Genomic DNA, 16,888 nt, shown 5'->3' with positions numbered 1-16,888 from the left:
TTAGGTGGGGCTGATCACTGAACGAGCTGTTTTGCTCGTAGACCGCGAGCAGCGCAGCGGCGCGCTTCACGGCATCGGCTGGGAGATCGGTGCGCAAGGAGATGCACAAAAAATGGTTTGAATCCCGATTTTCATCGGCGAGGGGCAGACGCTTTCGGAAATAGAAGATCCGGCCGCGCCGCATCGTGGAGGGGCCAGCCGAGAACGGGTGCTTTCGGGAAATGGACAGGCGAGGTCCGCCGCGCCTGTGTGTCACACCGTGTGTTACGGTTTTTCCAGCGTGTAGCACACGAGGAGTGATACGTGGGCCACCGGCCCTTGTTTCATTGGCGCTATCGGAAAAGATGGCTGGGGCGGTAGGATTTTTAGCTTTCATTTCAATATGTTAATAACATATGGAGGTGGTGTCAATCGAGTGATGGCAAAACTCGGTTTGAATCGAGGTTGTGTGTCTCGCTTGGGGGTGGTCGGGATCGGCAGTATGCCGGTCCCATTCGAGTTTCTGGGTATCGGCGAATGCCGCGGATCAGCGCCTTACTGAAACGCGATACCGATAGGGGGCGACCTCTTCGACGAGCACCTCATCGCCGGGCTTTGCATCATTCTTCGCGAAGAATTCCCGGACCTAGCTGCGCGCGCGGAAGAACTTCTTCTGCCCGTCCAGATCGGTTGAGATCGGCGCATGGCTTCCCCAGTCCACCAAGATATTGCGCTTTGCCGCAAGGGCCTTGCTCGACCCGCCGATGGCGTCCTGCGGGAACGCGTCGAAGAACGAACTGAGATAGATGTGGTTGTGGGTGGCGTTCTCGTCTTCGAGTGTCTTCAGCCGCTTTGCCTCCGGCACCGTCATGCCGCCGAACTTCGCCTTCCAGTTATAGAAGGTCCCTTCCGACATGCCGTGCTTGCGGCACAGGTCCGCGCACTTCGCGCCTGCCTCGTGTTCGGCCAGGATGCCGATGATCTGCTCGTCCGTGAACCTCGTCCGCTTCATTGTCCGTCCTCAAGTTGGGTCGGACTCTAATCGACGGTGGAGGAGAAATCCCGTGGCAGGTCAGAAGGCTAAGACTGCGGAGCGGATGATGTCTCGTCGGCATTTCGGAGAAGTTCCAGTTGGCAAGCGGCAAGAAAACTCCCAGAGTGATTTGAAAACTTGATTAACCCCGAAGGGCTGGCTTGCTGTCCTTTTGCGCCTTGCCGTGGAGATTTTTATGAAAGGTCTTGTTGGAGAGCTGGATACGTTGGGTGTTTTCGTCCGCCTCTTTCCAAATCGCATCGTTCTAAAACCTCATGGCATTCTTGGGGCTGGTCGAGCGGAAAGAGTTATCCGGTTTCAAGATATTGCCGAGATCATCGTGAGGCAGCCGACGTTTTCGGCAAACCAAGGGGCTCTGTTGCACAAATCGGTTGATGGCCGAGGTTCCCCTTTCCCCGGACGGACTTATCCCACAGCTTCCGTGACGGGTATGCCGAGCGCGGTGTAGCCGTTCATGATGGCGATGCGGACCTGAAGTTCCGCGATCTGGCGATCGAAGTCCCGCGCCATGAGGCGCTGACCCAGAAGTTTCACGCAGTGCATCTTGGTTTCGACGCGGCTCCGGCGGTGGTATCCGCTCCATCGTCGCCACAGGGTGCGGCCCAGATACTTAGATACCCGCAGAGCTTCGTTGCGTGCGATAGCGCCAGCGGTGGCGGTCTTCCAAGGCTTCGCATTCCGGCGAGGCGGGATGACGGCATGAGCGCCACGCTCGGCGATGGCGTCATGGCATTTGCGGGTGTCGTAGGCACCGTCTGCCGTGACGCTGCCGATCTCTTCATCCTCGGGGATCTGGTCGAGCAGGTCGGGCAGAACCGGAGCATCTCCGATGTTGCTTCCCGTGATCTCCACGGCACGAACCTCCAATGTTTGCTCGTCGATCCCGAGATGGAGCTTACGCCAGACACGCCGCTTTGGGCCGCCTTGTTTGCGCGCGTGCCATTCGCCTTCACCCTCGACCTTGATCCCTGTGCTGTCGACAAGAAGGTGCAACGGCCCCTTGGAGCTGCGATACGGAATGTTCACGGCAAGGGTCTTCTGGCGACGAGACAGCGTGCTGAAGTCGGGCACCGCCCATTCAAGGCCGACCAAGCGCAACAGGCTCTCGACGAACCCGGTCGTCTGTCGCAGAGCCATACCGAACAACACCTTCATCGAAAGGCAGGTCTGAATCGCGGCGTCGCTATAGCTCTGCTGGCGACCGCGCCTGCCGGTCGGCGCGGCCTCCCAGCTCATCTCGGGGTCAAACCAGATCGTCAGTGAGCCACGGCGCTTGAGCGCTTCATTGTAGGATGGCCAGTTCCTGGTCTTGTAGGTCGGGGGCGTCGGTCTGCTCATGACAGCCAGCTACCACGCTGGATTCACAACATGAATCCTGAGCTACCCCCTGAAATTCGGACACTGACATAAGCTACGATTTGCAGTCTGCTGATCTTCGACGAGAAGGAGATCAGAGATGTCGAAACGCAAGCAGCACGCGCCCGAGTTCAAGGCAAAGGTCGCGCTGGAAGCCCTGAAGGGTGAAGAGACAGCGGCCGAACTGGCGAGCCGGTTCGGGGTGCATCCGACGATGATCCATCAATGGAAGCGGGCCTTGCTCGAAGGCGCGTCGGGCGTGTTCGAGCGCGGGGGCCGAAGGAAGCCCGAGATCGACGAGGAGCAGGTGAAGGAGCTCCACGCCAAGATCGGGGAGCTGGCGGTGGCCAACTCTTTTTTGGAACGAAAGCTGAAGCCTTGGGGCGGGAAGTGAGGCGTGGCATGATCGAGCCGAACCATTCGGATCTGTCGATTGGGCAGCAGTGCAAGCTGCTGTCGATCGCACGCTCATCCTATTACTACGAGCCGAAGGGCGAAACCGAACAGAACCTCGGCCTGATGCGGCAGATCGACGAGCAGTTCCTGGAGACCCCGTTCTTCGGTGTCCGCCAGATGACCTGGCACCTGCGTAACGACGGCCACCTGGTGAACGAGAAGCGGATACGGCGACTGATGCGCCTGATGGGGCTCATGCCGATTTACCAGAAACCCAACACAAGCAGGCCGGCGAAGGGGCACAAGACCTATCCCTACCTGCTGCGAGGTCTGCGGGTGGATCGCCCGAACCAGGTCTGGTGCTCGGATATCACCTACCTGCCCATGCGGCGCGGGTTCCTCTACCTCGTGGCGATCATGGACTGGCACACCCGCAAGGTTCTGTCTTGGCGGATCTCGAACACCCTGGAGGCCGACTTCTGTGTCGAGGCGCTGAACGAAGCCATCCACAAGTTCGGCCCGCCCGAGATAATGAATACGGATCAGGGTTCTCAGTTCACGTCCTTCGCTTGGACGGATCGGCTCCGCCGGTCGGGCGTGCGCATCTCGATGGATGGGAAAGGCCGATTCCTCGACAACATCTTCATCGAGCGGCTGTGGCGAACCCTGAAATACGAATGCGTCTACCTGCATGCCTGGGAGACAGGATCGGAGACAAAGGCGGCGATCCGGAAATGGATGACCTTCTACAACCACCAGCGCCCTCACTCAGCCCTCGGCGGCAAGCCACCGGCGCTGGTCTATTGGCAGAGACATGATATCAACCAACCCGATCAGCAGGTGCAAAGAGTAGCTTAAATTACGCCAGATCCTGTCCAAGGTAAGGCTCCGGGGAGGACCGTCTTTCGGACTTGAGGCTGGCGGCGTAGGTCCGGAGCTATGTCCGACCATAGATACAGACCCGAAATTGAGATCCTTTCTGTCACCGATACCGGGCGCCGTCGGCGTTGGACGGATGAAGAGAAGGTGCGCATCGTTGAAGAAAGCTTTGGCGGTAGAGGGCGTGTCGCCGAGACAGCCCGGCGTCATGATATTGGCCGCACCCTGCTGGTGCGCTGGCGTCGCCAATACCGCGAAGGCAGGCTGACGAGCGGCGATGCACGACCGCAGTTCACACCGTTGGCCATCGCCGCTCCTGAAGAAGCGGAGGATCAAGGCGGACCGTTTGCACCGGTTCCGACGCCAGAGACAGCCGAGGTCCTGATGGCAGATATTACCCTCGCGAATGGCCGTCGCCTGTCTGTGGCGGCCACGATTGACCCGATGGTGCTGGCGCGCCTCGTGCAAGCCCTGGATCCGTCATGATCGCGTTCCCGGCGGGGGTGCGCGTCTGGATCGCGGGCGGAGTGACTGACATGCGGCGCGGTATGAACACCTTGGCGTTGACGGTGCAGCAGGGTCTGGGGCGCGATCCCCATGCCGGCGAGATCTTCTGCTTTCGCGGGCGCAAGGGCGAGCTGGTCAAGCTTCTCTGGCACGACGGGGTGGGCATGTCGCTCTATACGAAGCGGCTGGAGGCGGGGAAGTTCATCTGGCCGACCAGTGGAAGCGGCGAGGCGGTGCAGATCTCCGCGGCCCAGCTCGGTTATCTTCTGGAGGGGATCGACTGGCGCAATCCACGCTGGACCCAACGCCCTGCAAAGGCGGGATAAATTGGCCTCATCGACCTTATTTGCATGGGCTTTCCGATGCCGGCATGGTAGGTCTTGGCCATGTCGAACAACGCTTCCGAGATTGCCAGATTGCGCGCCGCGCTCGCGGCCTCCGAGGCCCGTGCCGAGGCCGCCGAGAGCGAGCTGGCGCAGACCCGGGCGGTGGTCTCGACCTCCGAGGCGATGATCAAGCATCTCCGGCTCGAGATCGCCAAGCTCCGACGCGAGCAATACGGCCACAGCTCGGAACGCCGCGCCCGACTGATCGACCAGATGGAATTGCAGCTCGAGGAACTCGAAGCCGCGGCCACCGAAGACGAGATTGCCGCCGAGAAGCTGGCGAAGACCACGATCGTCGCGGGGCTCAAACGTCGCCGCCCGGCGCGCAAGCCTTTCCCGGAGCATCTGCCGCGCGAGCGCGTGGTGATCGCGGCGCCCACGGCCTGTTCCTGCTGCGGCTCGGATCGCATCGTGAAGATGGGGGAAGACGTCACCGAGACGTTGGAGGTGATCCCGCGGCAGTGGAAGGTGATCCAGACCGTCCGCGAGAAGTTCACCTGCCGGACCTGCGAGAAGATCAGCCAACCGCCGGCGCCCTTCCACGCCACGCCGCGCGGATGGGCTGGCCCGAACCTGCTGGCGACGATCCTCTTTGAGAAGTTTGGACAGCATCAGCCGCTCAATCGCCAGGCCGAACGCTATGCCCGGGAAGGCGTCGATCTCAGCCTGTCGACCCTCGCCGACCAGGTTGGCGCCTGCGCCGCCGCGCTGGAGCCGATCCATGCGTTGATCGGTGCCCATGTTCTGGATGGCGACCGCTTGCATGGCGACGATACGACAGTGCCGCTGTTGGCGAAGGGCGGGACAAAAACCGCCCGGCTCTGGACCTATGTCAGGGATGACCGACCCTTCGGCGGCGGGGCTCCACCTGCCGCGCTGTTCCAGTTCTCCCGCGACCGAGGAATGACCAACCCGAACCGGCATCTCGCCGGATGGCAGGGTATCCTGCAAGCCGATGCCTATGGGGGCTACAACGACCTCTACCGCGCCGACCGTGACCCGGGGCCGGTCGAGTCTGCGCTATGCTGGAGCCACGCCCGGCGCAAGTTCTTCGAGCTCGCCGACATCAAGGGGAACGCCCGGAAGGGCAAGCCGGCCCATGATATCTCCCCCGTCGCGCTGGAGGCCGTGGCCCGTATCGACGCGATCTTCGACATCGAGCGCGGAATCAACGGGCTGACGGCTGCAAAACGGCAGGCGGCCAGGCACCAGCTGTCCCGGCCTCTGGTCGAGGAGCTTCATGACTGGCTGCGTGCCGAGCGCGACCGGCTGTCGAAGCACAACCCGGTCGCCAAGGCGATCGACTACATGTTCAAGGCGGAGCGCTGGCCAGCCTTTACCGGGTTCCTCGAGGACGGCAGGATCTGCCTGACGAACAATGCCGCGGAGCGGGCGCTGCGCGGCATCGCCCTTGGCCGCAAGTCCTGGCTCTTCGCTGGCTCCGAGCGCGGCGGGGACCGCGCCGCCTTCATGTATTCCCTGATCGTTACCGCCAAGATGAACGATGTCGACCCTCAGGCCTGGCTCGCCGATGTCCTCGTCCGGTTGCCTGGCACGACCGCCTCCCGGGTGCCGGATCTGTTGCCCTGGAACTGGGCCCGGGCTGAGCAAAGGATAGCCGCATGACCCTGATCGCCCGCCTCCGGATCATCCTGAACGACGTCGACCCGCAGCCGATGCGCCATATCGAGGTGCCGCTGAAGATCAGGCTCGACCGGCTGCATGCGGTCATACAGGCTGCCATGGGCTGGACAGATACCCACCTCTACGAGTTCCGCGCCGGTGATGCCGGTTGGGGCGTGCCCGACCCGGACGGGTTCTACGACGGCCCCATGGACGCGAAGAAGACGACGTTGGAAAAGGTGCTCGAGGACACCGGCGCCAGGACGATCCAGTATATCTATGACTTCGGCGATGACTGGGACCACAGCATCCGTATCGAGCGGGTCTACGAGGCCATCCCCGGCATGATCTACCCACGGCTTCTCAAGGCGACCGGTGCCTGTCCACCCGAGGACGTCGGCGGTGCCTGGGGCTACGAGGAGTTCCTCGAAGCCCTCGCCGATCCCGATCACGAGCAACACGAGGACATGCTCCACTGGTCCGGTGGGGACTTCGACGCCGAAGATGCCGGGATCGACAGCATCCTTGAACGCTTCAACCGGCTTGCCAAGAAATGGGCCCCGCGGGCTCGCAAACCCAAAGCCCCCAAGGGCACGACCTGAGAATTGCTCCCATGTGCGGTCCACGCCGGATGGTTACTGTCCAAGAGACGGGGAGTAGCTCATCCCTTCACGGGATTTGTGCAACAGAGCCGCATGTGTGAAAAAAAACCGTTAAACAGAAAGGTGGCGCGAAGAAGGCCTCTCACCCGAGGCCCTACTCGTTCCGCGTTCTGGTTTATTCAGTTGTGGCTGGAGCAAGGTCCTCAAAATGATACCGGGCAAGTAGATCTGCGTCAGGGATGCGCGTGTGCTTCGCGATGAGCCCAGAGATCGTGAAGTTCTCCTGCACATCGGTTTCAGGCACCAGAAGATAGCTCCAAGGTTTCTCGCCTTGTGCCGTGCAGGCTTTGGTCGCAATATGACACCATAGGCTGGCCGCGTCTGCCTTACGTAGAACCTCAGGCGCCGTCATTTCGGATAGGCGCTTGACTTCAATGATCAATTTCTCGGTGTTTGTTTCGACGACGAAGTCAGGTTGATAAGGTGCGCCGTTAGCATCGAAGATTTTGAATTGATTGGGGCCTGGTTTCATCCAGAGCCGGACACCTGGCTCTTTTTCGAGAACCACCGCGAGCTTGCGTTCCGGATCGGAGTCGAACTTGGCATACTGGTAGCAGCCGCGCGCGAAACCCGTGAACACGTATTTGCGAATGTCCTGCTTCTGATCAGGCGGCGTGCGAAAATCCCGGATGAAACCGGCCCCCGCAGTGTCGAAGGTCTGCGGGCGCAACTCGCCGAAGGCTGACGAAAGGGAGACGCGATAGTTCGTCTGTTCCCGCCACATGTTCTGTTTCATCTGCGAGAAAATACTCTCGGACATGGTCTTCGCGTGGCCACGCACGACGCTGAGGGACTGATCTTCGTCGCCTGGGAAGCGCGCACGGGTTTGGGCAACCGCTTGACCGGCAAGGTCATAGAGAATCTCAGCATGGGCATCATAGTCGATTTCAGGATAGTCAATCAGACGCGCGACGATGTAGTCCTCAAGCCGGCTGGCGGTTTCGCCTTCTTCCTCGCCCGAAATGATCGAGGTCTTCTCGGTCCGCAGCACCTGCACGAAGAGTTCGCGTGACAAGGGCTGAAAGTTCCAGGCTTTCATGTCGAGATCGAAGCGGCGGAAGCCGAAGGACACCTGTTGCTGCGGGGTGATCGTGAGCGCGGGGATGGCGAGTGTGCGCTCGACAAAGTTTTTGCAGAGCTCGGTGGTGACCGCCACGGCTTGTTCCTTGGTGACGCTGGAAAACAGGTCGGGATCCTGAGCGGCAACCTTCATCGCAGTGTCCGCGATCTGTTCGACGATCTTGGGGTCGTTCAGATCCTTTATGGAACGCACTTGCTTGCTGACCTGCGGGAGCACTTGGTCGAGAACTGTGCGCGCAACCTTCACTTCTTCAGGGGTGTTGAAGGTGAAGGGCTTGGGAGCCTCTGCCAAGCCGCCCGCTTGAGGGGCAGGCTGCACCCAGCTCTCGTCACTTTCGCCCTCGGTGACCGTCACGGTTGGCTTTGTCTTTGCCTCGGCCTGCGATAGCATCTGATCGACGAGAGACGGTGCGGCGACCGAAACTGGCTTCGTCGGCGCCACGTCGCCGCCTTCGCCGATAGTGACCTGCTTCAGCTTTCGGGTAACACCGTTTTCTTCCTTCGCTTTTTCAATCAACTCATTGAAACGCTCATGAGCGATGACGGTAAGGGTGTCGACGACCTCGACACCCGTCCGCTTTCCGTAGGGTAGACGCAGGCCGCGCCCCAATGTCTGCTCGGTCAGGATGTCCGAGGCCGAGGCGCGCAGCGGGACGATGGTGAAAAGGTTCGAGACGTCCCAGCCTTCTTTGAGCTTGTTGACATGGATGACGATATCCGTGTCGCCGGACTTCTCGATGTTCAGCAGGCGCTGCGCGTTCTCGTCGCTTTCTTCACCTTTCAGCTTGGAATGGATCTCGGCGACCCGACCCTTGTATCGGCCGCCAAAGAAGTCGTTGGATTCGACATAGTCCTTCACCTGACCGGCATGCGTCGTGTCCTGAGTGACCACCAGCATAAATGGGCGCACAACCTTCACGTCGTTCTGGCGGGCATAAGTTTCCAGGGCTACCTTGACGTGTTCATGATAATGGACGCCATCCTCCAGCTTGATCTTCTCGAGAGTGTCGGGACTGACCGATTTCGGATCGAAATTCGCGCGGGTGCCGACGGCGGGTTCCTTGACGTAGCCGTCTTCCATCGCGTCGGGCAGATCGTAGCGATAGACGACGTTCTGGAACTCCTGCGATTTCGCGCCCACGGATTTCGGCGTCGCGGTGACTTCCAGCCCCAGGATCGGTTTCAGCTCCTCGATCGCCCGCGCGCCGGCGGTGCCGCGATAGCGGTGTGCCTCGTCCATCAGCAGGACCAGGTCATCCAGTTCGGAGAGGTAGGAGAAGTAGCTTTCCCCGATATACTCCTGAAGCCGTTTAATTCGCGGTGACTTGCCGCCGCGCGCTTCGGAGTTGATCTTCGAGACGTTGAAGACGTTGATGATCGCGCCTTCCTTGCCGAACAGGTCGGTCCCGCGCACACCGCGGCCTTCCTCGTAGTTCTCGGCGTTGACGATCAAGGGCGCGTTGTGGGCAAAGGCCTCGATGCCGCGGAACACGTATTTCGGGCTCGACGGCTGGAAATCGGCCAGAAGCTTCTCGTAGATCGTCAGGTTCGGCGCCAGGACAAAGAAGTTCCGGCTTTTCCCGATCATGTAGAGGTAGCTGATGAATGCGCCCATCAGGCGGGTCTTGCCGACGCCGGTCGCCAGGGCAAAGCAGACACTGGGGAAGCCGCGCTCGAAATCCCCGAAATCCGCATCGGCCAAATTGCCATAGGTCGCGCGCACCGCGTCGCGGGCGAGCTCGACATCAGTGTCTTTCTTCGGGTCGATGTCGGTCACGATGGTGTCGAGGCGGCGCAGGGCCTCTGCCTGCGGTTTGCGCAGGGATAGGCGCTGGTTGATCTGGTGAACGGCGCGTTTGGGGTCGACGGTATCCATGGAACTCACTCCTCTTCCCGGAACAGGTCAGGCGTCGCAGCCGTTTTGGCCTTGGTCTTCGCCGGGGCGGGCGCGCTGGCGTCCTCCTCCATGATCTCCTCCACCTCTTCGGCCATCGGCAGCGCGTCGATACGAAGTGAGTAGTCGTCCTTGCCCCACTCGCAGCGGTCGAGCACGACACGGGGGATCTTCTTGAGCGTCAGGTTGTCCAGGCTTTCGCCTTGTGCCTCGTAGGCCATGCAACAGATCAGCAGGCTGCGACCCTCGCCTACCTCGTCCGAGATGGCGCGGAGCTGGTCGAAGGTCAGGCTGGCCGTGGTGACATAGATGAAGGCGTTCTCCGAGGCCTGGCCGTGCATCCAATATGCCTCGTCCGATGGGGCGTAAACATAGTTGAAATGCTTGCACATGGCCTCGGCCAGCATCTCGGCATTGTAGTCCTTGGAGATGATCCAGTTGCCCCAGACATCCTTTTGCAAAAGCGAGGGGGCGAGGCGGAAGAAGCGGTAGCCACCGCCACCCTTCCAGTTGGTTGCCTCGGACACGCCGCCCTTGTCGGTGCCTTCGATGACCTTTTTCATCCGTGGCACGACGTGTGTCTTGGCGTGTTCCCCCAGCTCCACCATGATCCAGCGGCGGCCCATCTTGTGCGCTACGGCGCCTGTTGTGCCGGAACCTGCGAACGAGTCGAGCACGAGATCCCCAGGACCCGTTGCCAGTTTCAAAACCTTCTCTATCAGGCGCTCGGGTTTCGGGGTGCCAAACAACGAAGTTACTGGGACGTCCGGAAATAGCGTTTTCAGCTCGTATTTGGCCTGCCGGTTGTGACCGGTTTCGTCTAAGTTTACCCATAGAGTTGACGGTGGAAGGCCTTTGTCCATGTCGTTGAGGTAGGTTCTACGAATTAGGCGCTTACCATCCTCTGAAAATCGGATTTCCCCCGTTTTCATCTTCTCTTTGATGGTATCCAATGACCAACGCCATCCATTGGGTGGGTGCTTAATCACGTGACCATTAGGAGCGGTTATGTCGAATTGAAGATTTGGGCGTAATGCAGGGTTATTTACAGGGTTTCCGTCGAACCAAGGTCCTCTCGGATCGTTGTCTGGGTTTTTGAAGTGTTTTCTTTTGCTTGGATCGTTCAGGAAGTTCGGACGCCATTCGGCATTCTTCCCATAGACCAATACATTATTGTGATCTTGAGAGAATTTGGTGGCGTTGTTGTTGCTGTTATCTGAAGTTCTCCAGATTGCATCGGCGACAAAGCACTTTCTCCCAAATACCTCGTCGCAAAGCACCTTTAAGTAGTGGGCCTCATTGTCGTCGATAGTAATCCAAATAGATCCGTCTTCTGAAAGCAGGTTTTTCAGAAGTTCCAAGCGATCTCGGATCATAGATAGCCAGAGCGAATGCTCCAACCCATCGTCATAATGCTCAAACGCCGATCCGGTGTTGTAGGGCGGGTCGATGAAGACGCACTTTACCTTTCCACGCACAGCCGGGTCGGTTTCCAGCGCCTTCAGCGCCAGCAGGTTGTCGCCATGGATCAGCATGTTGTCGAAGATGTCGCCTTCGCGACGCGTGCTGGCGTGATGCGAGAATTCCAGCTCTTCGATCAGGATGCGCGGCTCCAGCCGCGGGCGGTTGTCCTTGCCGATCCAGGTGAGTTCCAGCTTGTTTTTCTTGGGCGCCATTACGCGAGGCTCCATCGTATCGTGAATAGGGGTGTCATCTCGGGGGTCAGGTTCAATTGCTCGGCAATCTCGTCGAGCATCCGTTCCCGTTCCTCATCGATCTCTCGCAACCGGGTGTATAGCTGGTGCTGGAGGTCATCAACCTGCCGCTGGATCGCCTTGGCTTCACGTTGCAGTTCCAGCTTCTCCTCCAGACCCAGGGTGGCCCGCGCCAGCTTCTTCTTCTCGTTGGCCTCCTTGGTCAGCGCCTTGATCTGCTGGTCGAAGGACACCTTGGCATCCTCTCGCCATGCGTCCAGCCGATCCTCCTCCTCGTTGAGAAAAGTCGCCAGCATCGTTTGGGCCTGCCCTACAATCTCGGTTTGCCTCGCATCCTGCACCCGTTGCAGTTCTTCCTCCGGTAGATCGGAGACGTGCGCATCGGTCACCTGCGCCGGCACATGCAAAAGCCGCTCGGCAGTGTCTGGATGGAGCGGTGTGCCGTCCTCGGTAAAGGCCGCATAGACCAGTTCGTCATAGACCCGTGCGGGCGTGTTCAGCACCAGCCGCGCGACGCGCATCCAGCCCGACTGCCCGCGCAGCCGTTCCACATCGCCCATGTTGCCGTCATAGGCGCCATAGTCGAAACGTAGCGCCGCCGGGGGCAGCTCGCGATTGCGAGCCTGCGCAACAAGTCGATCCGCGAGCCCCTCATCCCCCAGCCGGAAGAAGCGCCAACCGCGCTCGTCCGCCTCGGGCCATTCGGTTGACCAGGTCATCCCGTCATAGTCGAAGCGCTGCGCGTGATCGTCATGGAAGCGCGCCTCGGGCAGTTCGGCGCGGGCAAGGCCAAGGAGCGCGCGCTTGAAGTCGCCGATGGCCGAATTCACCGCCTCCTTGCGGCCCAGCAGGCGCTCGATGACCTTGTCGTCCATCTCGGCCAGAAGTTTATCACGGGCGTTGCGCTTGGCCTCGTCGATCTCGGCGCTGAATTCTTCCTGGAGCCGGTCGAAGGCTTGGTCGATCTCGTCGGTAGACCGGCAGGATTGCACGATGTCGAGGATGCGGCGTTCGATGTCGACGCCGGATTCGATCACGCCCAGGACCTCGTCAGAGGAGCCGAAGACGCCTTCGAACAGCTTGAACTTCTGTTCGAGCAGCTGGTGAATGCGTGCCTCGGCATGGTTCTTGCGGTTCAGGAAGTTGATGACGGTGACGTCGATTTTCTGCCCGTAGCGGTGGCAGCGGCCTATGCGCTGCTCGACCCGCTGTGGATTCCAGGGCAGGTCGTAGTTGATTAGGAGCGAGCAGAACTGAAGGTTGATGCCTTCAGCGCCGGACTCGGTGGCGATCAGAATCTTGCGGTCATTGCGAAAGGCCTCGACGATCGCGGCCTTCATATCGGCAGTCTTTGAGCCCGAGACTACATCGGTCCCGCGGTGTTTCTCGAGCCAAGCTTTGTAGAGCGCCTTGCTGTCCTTGTCGGAGTTGGAGCCGTTCAGGACGACGGTCTGTCCTTCGAAGCCGTTCTGCTCGAGGATCTCGCGCAGGTAAGTCTGTGTGCGCACCGACTCGGTGAATATCACCGCCTTGCGCTGGCCGCCTTTGTTGGTGATCTCATCCAACACTGTCGGAAGGCAGTCGAGGAGCGCCTTGCCCTTGGCGTTGTCCGAAATGGAACGGGCGAGATCCCGATACTCGGTAAGTTTTTTGATCTCGCGTTCCAACTTCACGGGATCGACGCGCTCGGCATCCTCATCGCTATCATCTTCGACGGCGTCTGCCTCGGCCCCTGCACCGGCCTCGCGCCACTCGTCGGCATGTTCGCTAAATCCGTCGAGGTCATCGAGGGTGTCGTCTCCCACAACGCGTTTGGCCTCCAGGCGACGGATCATTTTGTCGAGGGTCTGAGTCACGGCAAAGGACGACGACCCCAGAATTTTGCGCAGCATCAGCGTGACGAGGTGCCGACCATTCTGCCCCAGTGCGATGGTGTTTGGGTCCTGGAGGTAGGCCGAGACCTTGTCGTAGAGGTCGGATTCAAGTTGATCCGGCGTGAAGTCGAAGGTCTTGGGCAAGCGGTTTGTGTAGTTGATCAGGCCGGCCCGCTGAACCTGGCGGCGCAAGGTGCGCTTACAGATCGGTTCCAGCCGCTTCGCTAGGAGGGCCTGAGACGCGCCACCCTCGCGCCCACCGAACTCGGAGCGAAAGGCTTGTTCGGAGCCGAAATAGGTCTCGTCGATGAGGCTGATGAGGCCGAAAAGCTCCATCAGATTGTTCTGCAATGGGGTCGCGGTCAGGAGGAGTTTCTGGCGCCCCGCCAAGGCCCTTCGCAGCACTGACGCCCGGGAATTTTCCGCGGCCTTGTAGACGTTGCGCAGCTTATGAGCTTCGTCGAATACCACCAGGTTCCACGCGATGTGGCGCAAAGTATCCGACACCCGCGCCGCGAACTCGTAGGACATGATGATAATGCCTTCATCGCGCCCAAGAGGATTGGGGTTGCCTGCCTTTTCGAGATCCCTGATCCGCTTGGTGTCGAGTATCACCGAAGGCAGGGAGAACTTCTCATGCAGTTCCGCAGCCCATTGCTTGCGTAGTGCGGCAGGAACAACCAACAGGATCTTCCGCTCCCTTTCCCACCAGCGCTGGCTGATCACCAACGCGGCCTCGATGGTCTTGCCGAGGCCAACCTCATCGGCAAGAAGCACGCCCTTAGAAAGCGGCGATCGGAGCGCGAACGATGCCGCATCAACTTGATGAGGGTTCAAGTCAACCTTTGCGGCCGAAAGAGACTGCGCCAAGGTGTCATTTTCGAAAATGCCTTCGGATGTTAGATAGTTAGCGAAAAATTTAGCTTGGTATTCAGAAAGCTCGGTCGTCAAATCTCGATGCTCCTTGGTAACTTGTCTGAGATAGGGGCACACAAGAATGCCGCAGGTCAACGCACTATGTGTAAGGGGCACGCTTCAAGGAAGCCGCCACGTTCCTCAATTCGCGAGCATGCCGTGCGCGATCATTGGATTTGTTTAATTGAGCGTTTGAACGTCCACGAATGGATGCCGGGAACGCTCAAAATAGCCAACGCGCCAGAACTGCCCGAGCGTGACAGCACTGTCGATGAGAATACCGCCGCCGAAAAGAAGCCCAACGGCTTGCAGATCTGGTTCGAAAATGCCGCGAAGGTAGGCAAGAAAGGCTGCGCCGTAATACACCACGCTGACGAAGAGCGACTGATAGAGCATCAGATCGGTGCGGCCCATCCCGTAGAAATAGCTGTCCAGAACGTGATTGATTGCAAAGATGATGTAGAAACCGAGCATCAGGCAGGTTAGGGAAACGATCCGCGACGCATCGCTTGATCCCATTGCATGCGCGATGAACCATTGCCAGCCGGGGATGGTCGCGAACCAGACTACTGTTATGATTCCAATCAGGAGAAAATATGCCCTGAGGCGGCCGTCGAGATGGCCGCGATGATTGCCGACATCCTGGCGGATGAGTGTTCCAAGCGACAGCACTGGCAAAAGCAGCCAGCCCCAGATGAAGCTGTTCGTCATCCAGAATAGGCCTGCCTCGTTCACCTTGTTCATGAGCCTCAGGATCATGAGCGCAAACGCCAGATTTCTCACGCTCGATTCCAAGCCTGATCGCAGCGCCACGCGGAGCCAATCTTTCTTCCAGCCGTCGAAGCGAGCCAGACGCGGTATTCCGAGCGCGCCAGCGCGCGACAGTATCACGAGAGACGGTATCAGGAGCAGCATGCCCACAGCGATGTTCGTCAGTGCGACGCCCTGCACCCCGAGGTTCAACGAAAAACTGAACTGCCCGACAAATGTGCTGTCGAAGAAGACCGTAAGGATCGCGCGTAATGCCACCAATGCGAGAAGAACGCGCCTCCAGGAGAGCGCCACGACGACAATGACGCTGATATCATTTAATGTTCCGATCAATCGCCCCAGGGCTTCAAGCCTCAGATAGGCAGTAGTTCTCGCTTGCAGCTCTGGCTGCTGCGCCATCGCCCGGGTCAACCAATCCGCTCCGAACGCGACCCCAAGCGTCAGGATTCCGTAGGCAATAAAGGTGACTAGAAAAGCATCGCCGACCCTCTCGCGCAGGGCCGTTCGGTTCAAAATTACTTGGCCGAAGATGTAGTAGAGCGGGAGAAGAAGGGCCTCCTGCAAGACCTCATAAGCAAGATTGAGCCACGCAGCTTGCGCGGCAATGCTGACGTTCGACGCGTCGGGGAGCGTATTTAGGAAATAGACACGTAGCGTCGAGTAGAGAGCTGGCACAAGGGCCGCAAGTGTGATGGCAAACCAAAGCCGATAGTCGATGCGCCTAAGGGAATACATTTTTTCAGAAATCTCCGGTCAATACGGTAGTCTTCTGGCGGAGCAGGCGATCAGTGGCAATCTGACGTCTGCTAATATCTTGCAATCCGGCATTGCAGTGACCTTCGAGAAATCGCTGTTCGAGCTATTCCCCGGTCCTTAGAAAGCTTTCGGGATAATTTATGCGACTCTCTGCCCCTGCTGGTCAGTTTCGGCCAGATAGAAGTGGTTATGCCGGGTGGCCGTCCGCCCTGCGCGGCGTAGGCCGCTGGTGACTTTAGAAGGCCAACGCCTGCTTTCCCTGCGAGCCGGTCTCCCTGGCGCGCATATGGACGCATTGGTATCTCGGTGCCCCGCCATAACTTCTCGATGAAGATGTTGCGACGGCCTGCTTCTTCCCTAACTCCTCACGGCGAAGACTTGGGAGGATCCAGTATGCTTACCGTCGAGAATGTTGCCCGGCACTTCAGACTCGCACCCGCGACCGTGCGTCGTAAGATCCGCGTCGGCGAATTACGCGCGAATCGAATCAATCGTGATTATCGCATAAACTGGGAGGATGTGTGGTCCTGCGAGCGAGGGCCCATGCCCGGTCGGGGCACGCTTGAACGCTACCAACTTCCCCTGATCGATAAGGTTCAGTTGGCGGGTGGTCTCGAAGTTAGCATTCGGACAGTCGAACGATGGCTTGCTGAGGGGCTTCCTACCCGAAATGTATTTGGCTCGGTGCGAATGAATCCGGTTGACGTTCGAGACTGGCTTGCGCTCCGCCTTGGTCTCGATCTGCCGTTGAAGGTTATCATTGGAAACTGAAAGTGATTGCACAGTTTCGACGTGCCATTTCCCGCCAGCATGCGGCATCTTCCGCCATTCGCAGGAGCGCCCCCGAACATGTATCGGCGTCATGTTCGAGAGCGCATCTGCGAAAGTCCGTCGAATGACGACAGGAGGTGCGAAAACCCGACAGCCACAGACATCATGATGCAGCTATCGTATGACCGTTGAGGGCCCTCAACAGCCGTTCGTGGCAGGCAAGGTGGAGGTCCGCCGGCAACCGAAAGCCTCCCTTCGTCAAGGACTAGT

Annotated in this window: 11 protein-coding genes and 1 pseudogene; 6 read left to right on the top strand and 6 right to left on the bottom strand. The window is 59.4% G+C overall.

The window, feature by feature from the left end; translation table 11 throughout:
* Positions 1–799: 799 nt before the first annotated feature.
* Both AXZ77_RS14615 and AXZ77_RS14610 read right to left on the bottom strand, forming a co-directional pair.
* A pseudogene (locus AXZ77_RS14615) lies at positions 800–991 on the bottom strand (transposase); the annotation flags it as partial.
* A 447-nt stretch (positions 992–1,438) separates the two neighbouring features.
* Positions 1,439–2,371 (bottom strand): IS5 family transposase, encoded by a 933-nt coding sequence (locus tag AXZ77_RS14610; protein ID WP_098411713.1) that lies wholly within the window; start codon positions 2,369–2,371, stop codon positions 1,439–1,441.
* Positions 2,372–2,489: 118 nt separating this feature from the next.
* Here AXZ77_RS14610 and AXZ77_RS14605 point away from each other — a divergent pair.
* From AXZ77_RS14605 to AXZ77_RS14585, 5 genes are all read left to right on the top strand, one after another.
* Positions 2,490–3,643 (top strand): IS3 family transposase gene (locus AXZ77_RS14605; RefSeq protein ID WP_255266452.1). Its coding sequence is split into 2 segments (ribosomal slippage): positions 2,490–2,742 and positions 2,742–3,643, totalling 1,155 coding nucleotides; the frame shifts between segments, so codons are not numbered across the junction.
* Positions 3,644–3,724: 81 nt separating this feature from the next.
* Positions 3,725–4,150 carry a transposase gene (locus AXZ77_RS14600; protein ID WP_098410087.1) on the top strand — a complete coding sequence of 142 codons (426 nt, stop codon included), beginning with the start codon at positions 3,725–3,727 and terminating at the stop codon, positions 4,148–4,150.
* On the top strand, positions 4,147–4,497 hold the full coding sequence (gene tnpB, locus AXZ77_RS14595; protein WP_098410086.1) for an IS66 family insertion sequence element accessory protein TnpB: 351 nt from the start codon (positions 4,147–4,149) through the stop codon (positions 4,495–4,497). Before AXZ77_RS14600 ends, tnpB begins: the two co-directional genes overlap by 4 nt.
* 60 nt (positions 4,498–4,557) lie before the next feature.
* Complete coding sequence (locus AXZ77_RS14590; protein WP_098410085.1) at positions 4,558–6,183, top strand: IS66 family transposase; 1,626 nt, start codon at positions 4,558–4,560, stop codon at positions 6,181–6,183.
* Positions 6,180–6,782, top strand: a complete 603-nt coding sequence (locus AXZ77_RS14585; RefSeq protein ID WP_098410084.1) for a plasmid pRiA4b ORF-3 family protein — start codon at positions 6,180–6,182, stop codon at positions 6,780–6,782. The genes AXZ77_RS14590 and AXZ77_RS14585 overlap by 4 nt, the downstream gene beginning before the upstream one ends.
* Positions 6,783–6,957: 175 nt before the next feature.
* On the opposite strand, the gene AXZ77_RS14580 is transcribed toward AXZ77_RS14585, so the two are convergent.
* The 4 genes from AXZ77_RS14580 to AXZ77_RS14565 all read right to left on the bottom strand — a co-directional run bounded on the left by AXZ77_RS14580 (position 6,958) and on the right by AXZ77_RS14565 (position 15,826).
* Positions 6,958–9,798: a DEAD/DEAH box helicase family protein gene (locus AXZ77_RS14580; protein ID WP_098411712.1), complete on the bottom strand. Its 2,841-nt coding sequence runs from the start codon at positions 9,796–9,798 to the stop codon at positions 6,958–6,960.
* Positions 9,799–9,803: 5 nt separating this feature from the next.
* Positions 9,804–11,492, bottom strand: a complete 1,689-nt coding sequence (locus AXZ77_RS14575) for a site-specific DNA-methyltransferase (protein ID WP_098411711.1) — start codon at positions 11,490–11,492, stop codon at positions 9,804–9,806.
* The gene (locus AXZ77_RS14570; protein ID WP_098411710.1) at positions 11,492–14,356 is read right to left on the bottom strand and encodes an SNF2-related protein; all 2,865 of its coding nucleotides are present in this window, start codon (positions 14,354–14,356) and stop codon (positions 11,492–11,494) included. The genes AXZ77_RS14575 and AXZ77_RS14570 overlap by 1 nt, the downstream gene beginning before the upstream one ends.
* Positions 14,357–14,500: 144 nt before the next feature.
* Positions 14,501–15,826: an MATE family Na+-driven efflux transporter gene (locus tag AXZ77_RS14565; RefSeq protein ID WP_098411709.1), complete on the bottom strand. Its 1,326-nt coding sequence runs from the start codon at positions 15,824–15,826 to the stop codon at positions 14,501–14,503.
* 414 nt (positions 15,827–16,240) lie between these two features.
* On the opposite strand from AXZ77_RS14565, the gene AXZ77_RS14560 reads away from it, so the two are divergent.
* The gene (locus tag AXZ77_RS14560; RefSeq protein ID WP_098411708.1) at positions 16,241–16,618 is read left to right on the top strand and encodes a helix-turn-helix domain-containing protein; all 378 of its coding nucleotides are present in this window, start codon (positions 16,241–16,243) and stop codon (positions 16,616–16,618) included.
* Positions 16,619–16,888: the final 270 nt, after the last annotated feature.

Origin of the sequence: Thioclava sp. ES.031, from assembly GCF_002563775.1 — a bacterium.
Classification (GTDB): Bacteria; Pseudomonadota; Alphaproteobacteria; order Rhodobacterales; family Rhodobacteraceae; genus Thioclava.
Note: the sequence above shows the minus strand (reverse complement) of the source record. Positions and strands in the feature narration are given on the sequence as shown.

Bases quoted from the DNA above. Each gene is read 5' to 3' on its own strand.
- AXZ77_RS14590 (WP_098410085.1), top strand. From the start codon at position 4,558: ATGTCGAACAACGCTTCCGAGATTGCCAGATTGCGCGCCGCGCTCGCG.
- AXZ77_RS14585 (WP_098410084.1), top strand. From the start codon at position 6,180: ATGACCCTGATCGCCCGCCTCCGGATCATCCTGAACGACGTCGACCCG.
- AXZ77_RS14565 (WP_098411709.1), bottom strand. From the start codon at position 15,826: ATGTATTCCCTTAGGCGCATCGACTATCGGCTTTGGTTTGCCATCACA.
- AXZ77_RS14600 (WP_098410087.1), top strand. From the start codon at position 3,725: ATGTCCGACCATAGATACAGACCCGAAATTGAGATCCTTTCTGTCACC.
- AXZ77_RS14560 (WP_098411708.1), top strand. From the start codon at position 16,241: ATGCTTACCGTCGAGAATGTTGCCCGGCACTTCAGACTCGCACCCGCG.
- tnpB (WP_098410086.1), top strand. From the start codon at position 4,147: ATGATCGCGTTCCCGGCGGGGGTGCGCGTCTGGATCGCGGGCGGAGTG.
- AXZ77_RS14575 (WP_098411711.1), bottom strand. From the start codon at position 11,492: ATGGCGCCCAAGAAAAACAAGCTGGAACTCACCTGGATCGGCAAGGAC.
- AXZ77_RS14610 (WP_098411713.1), bottom strand. From the start codon at position 2,371: ATGAGCAGACCGACGCCCCCGACCTACAAGACCAGGAACTGGCCATCC.
- AXZ77_RS14580 (WP_098411712.1), bottom strand. From the start codon at position 9,798: ATGGATACCGTCGACCCCAAACGCGCCGTTCACCAGATCAACCAGCGC.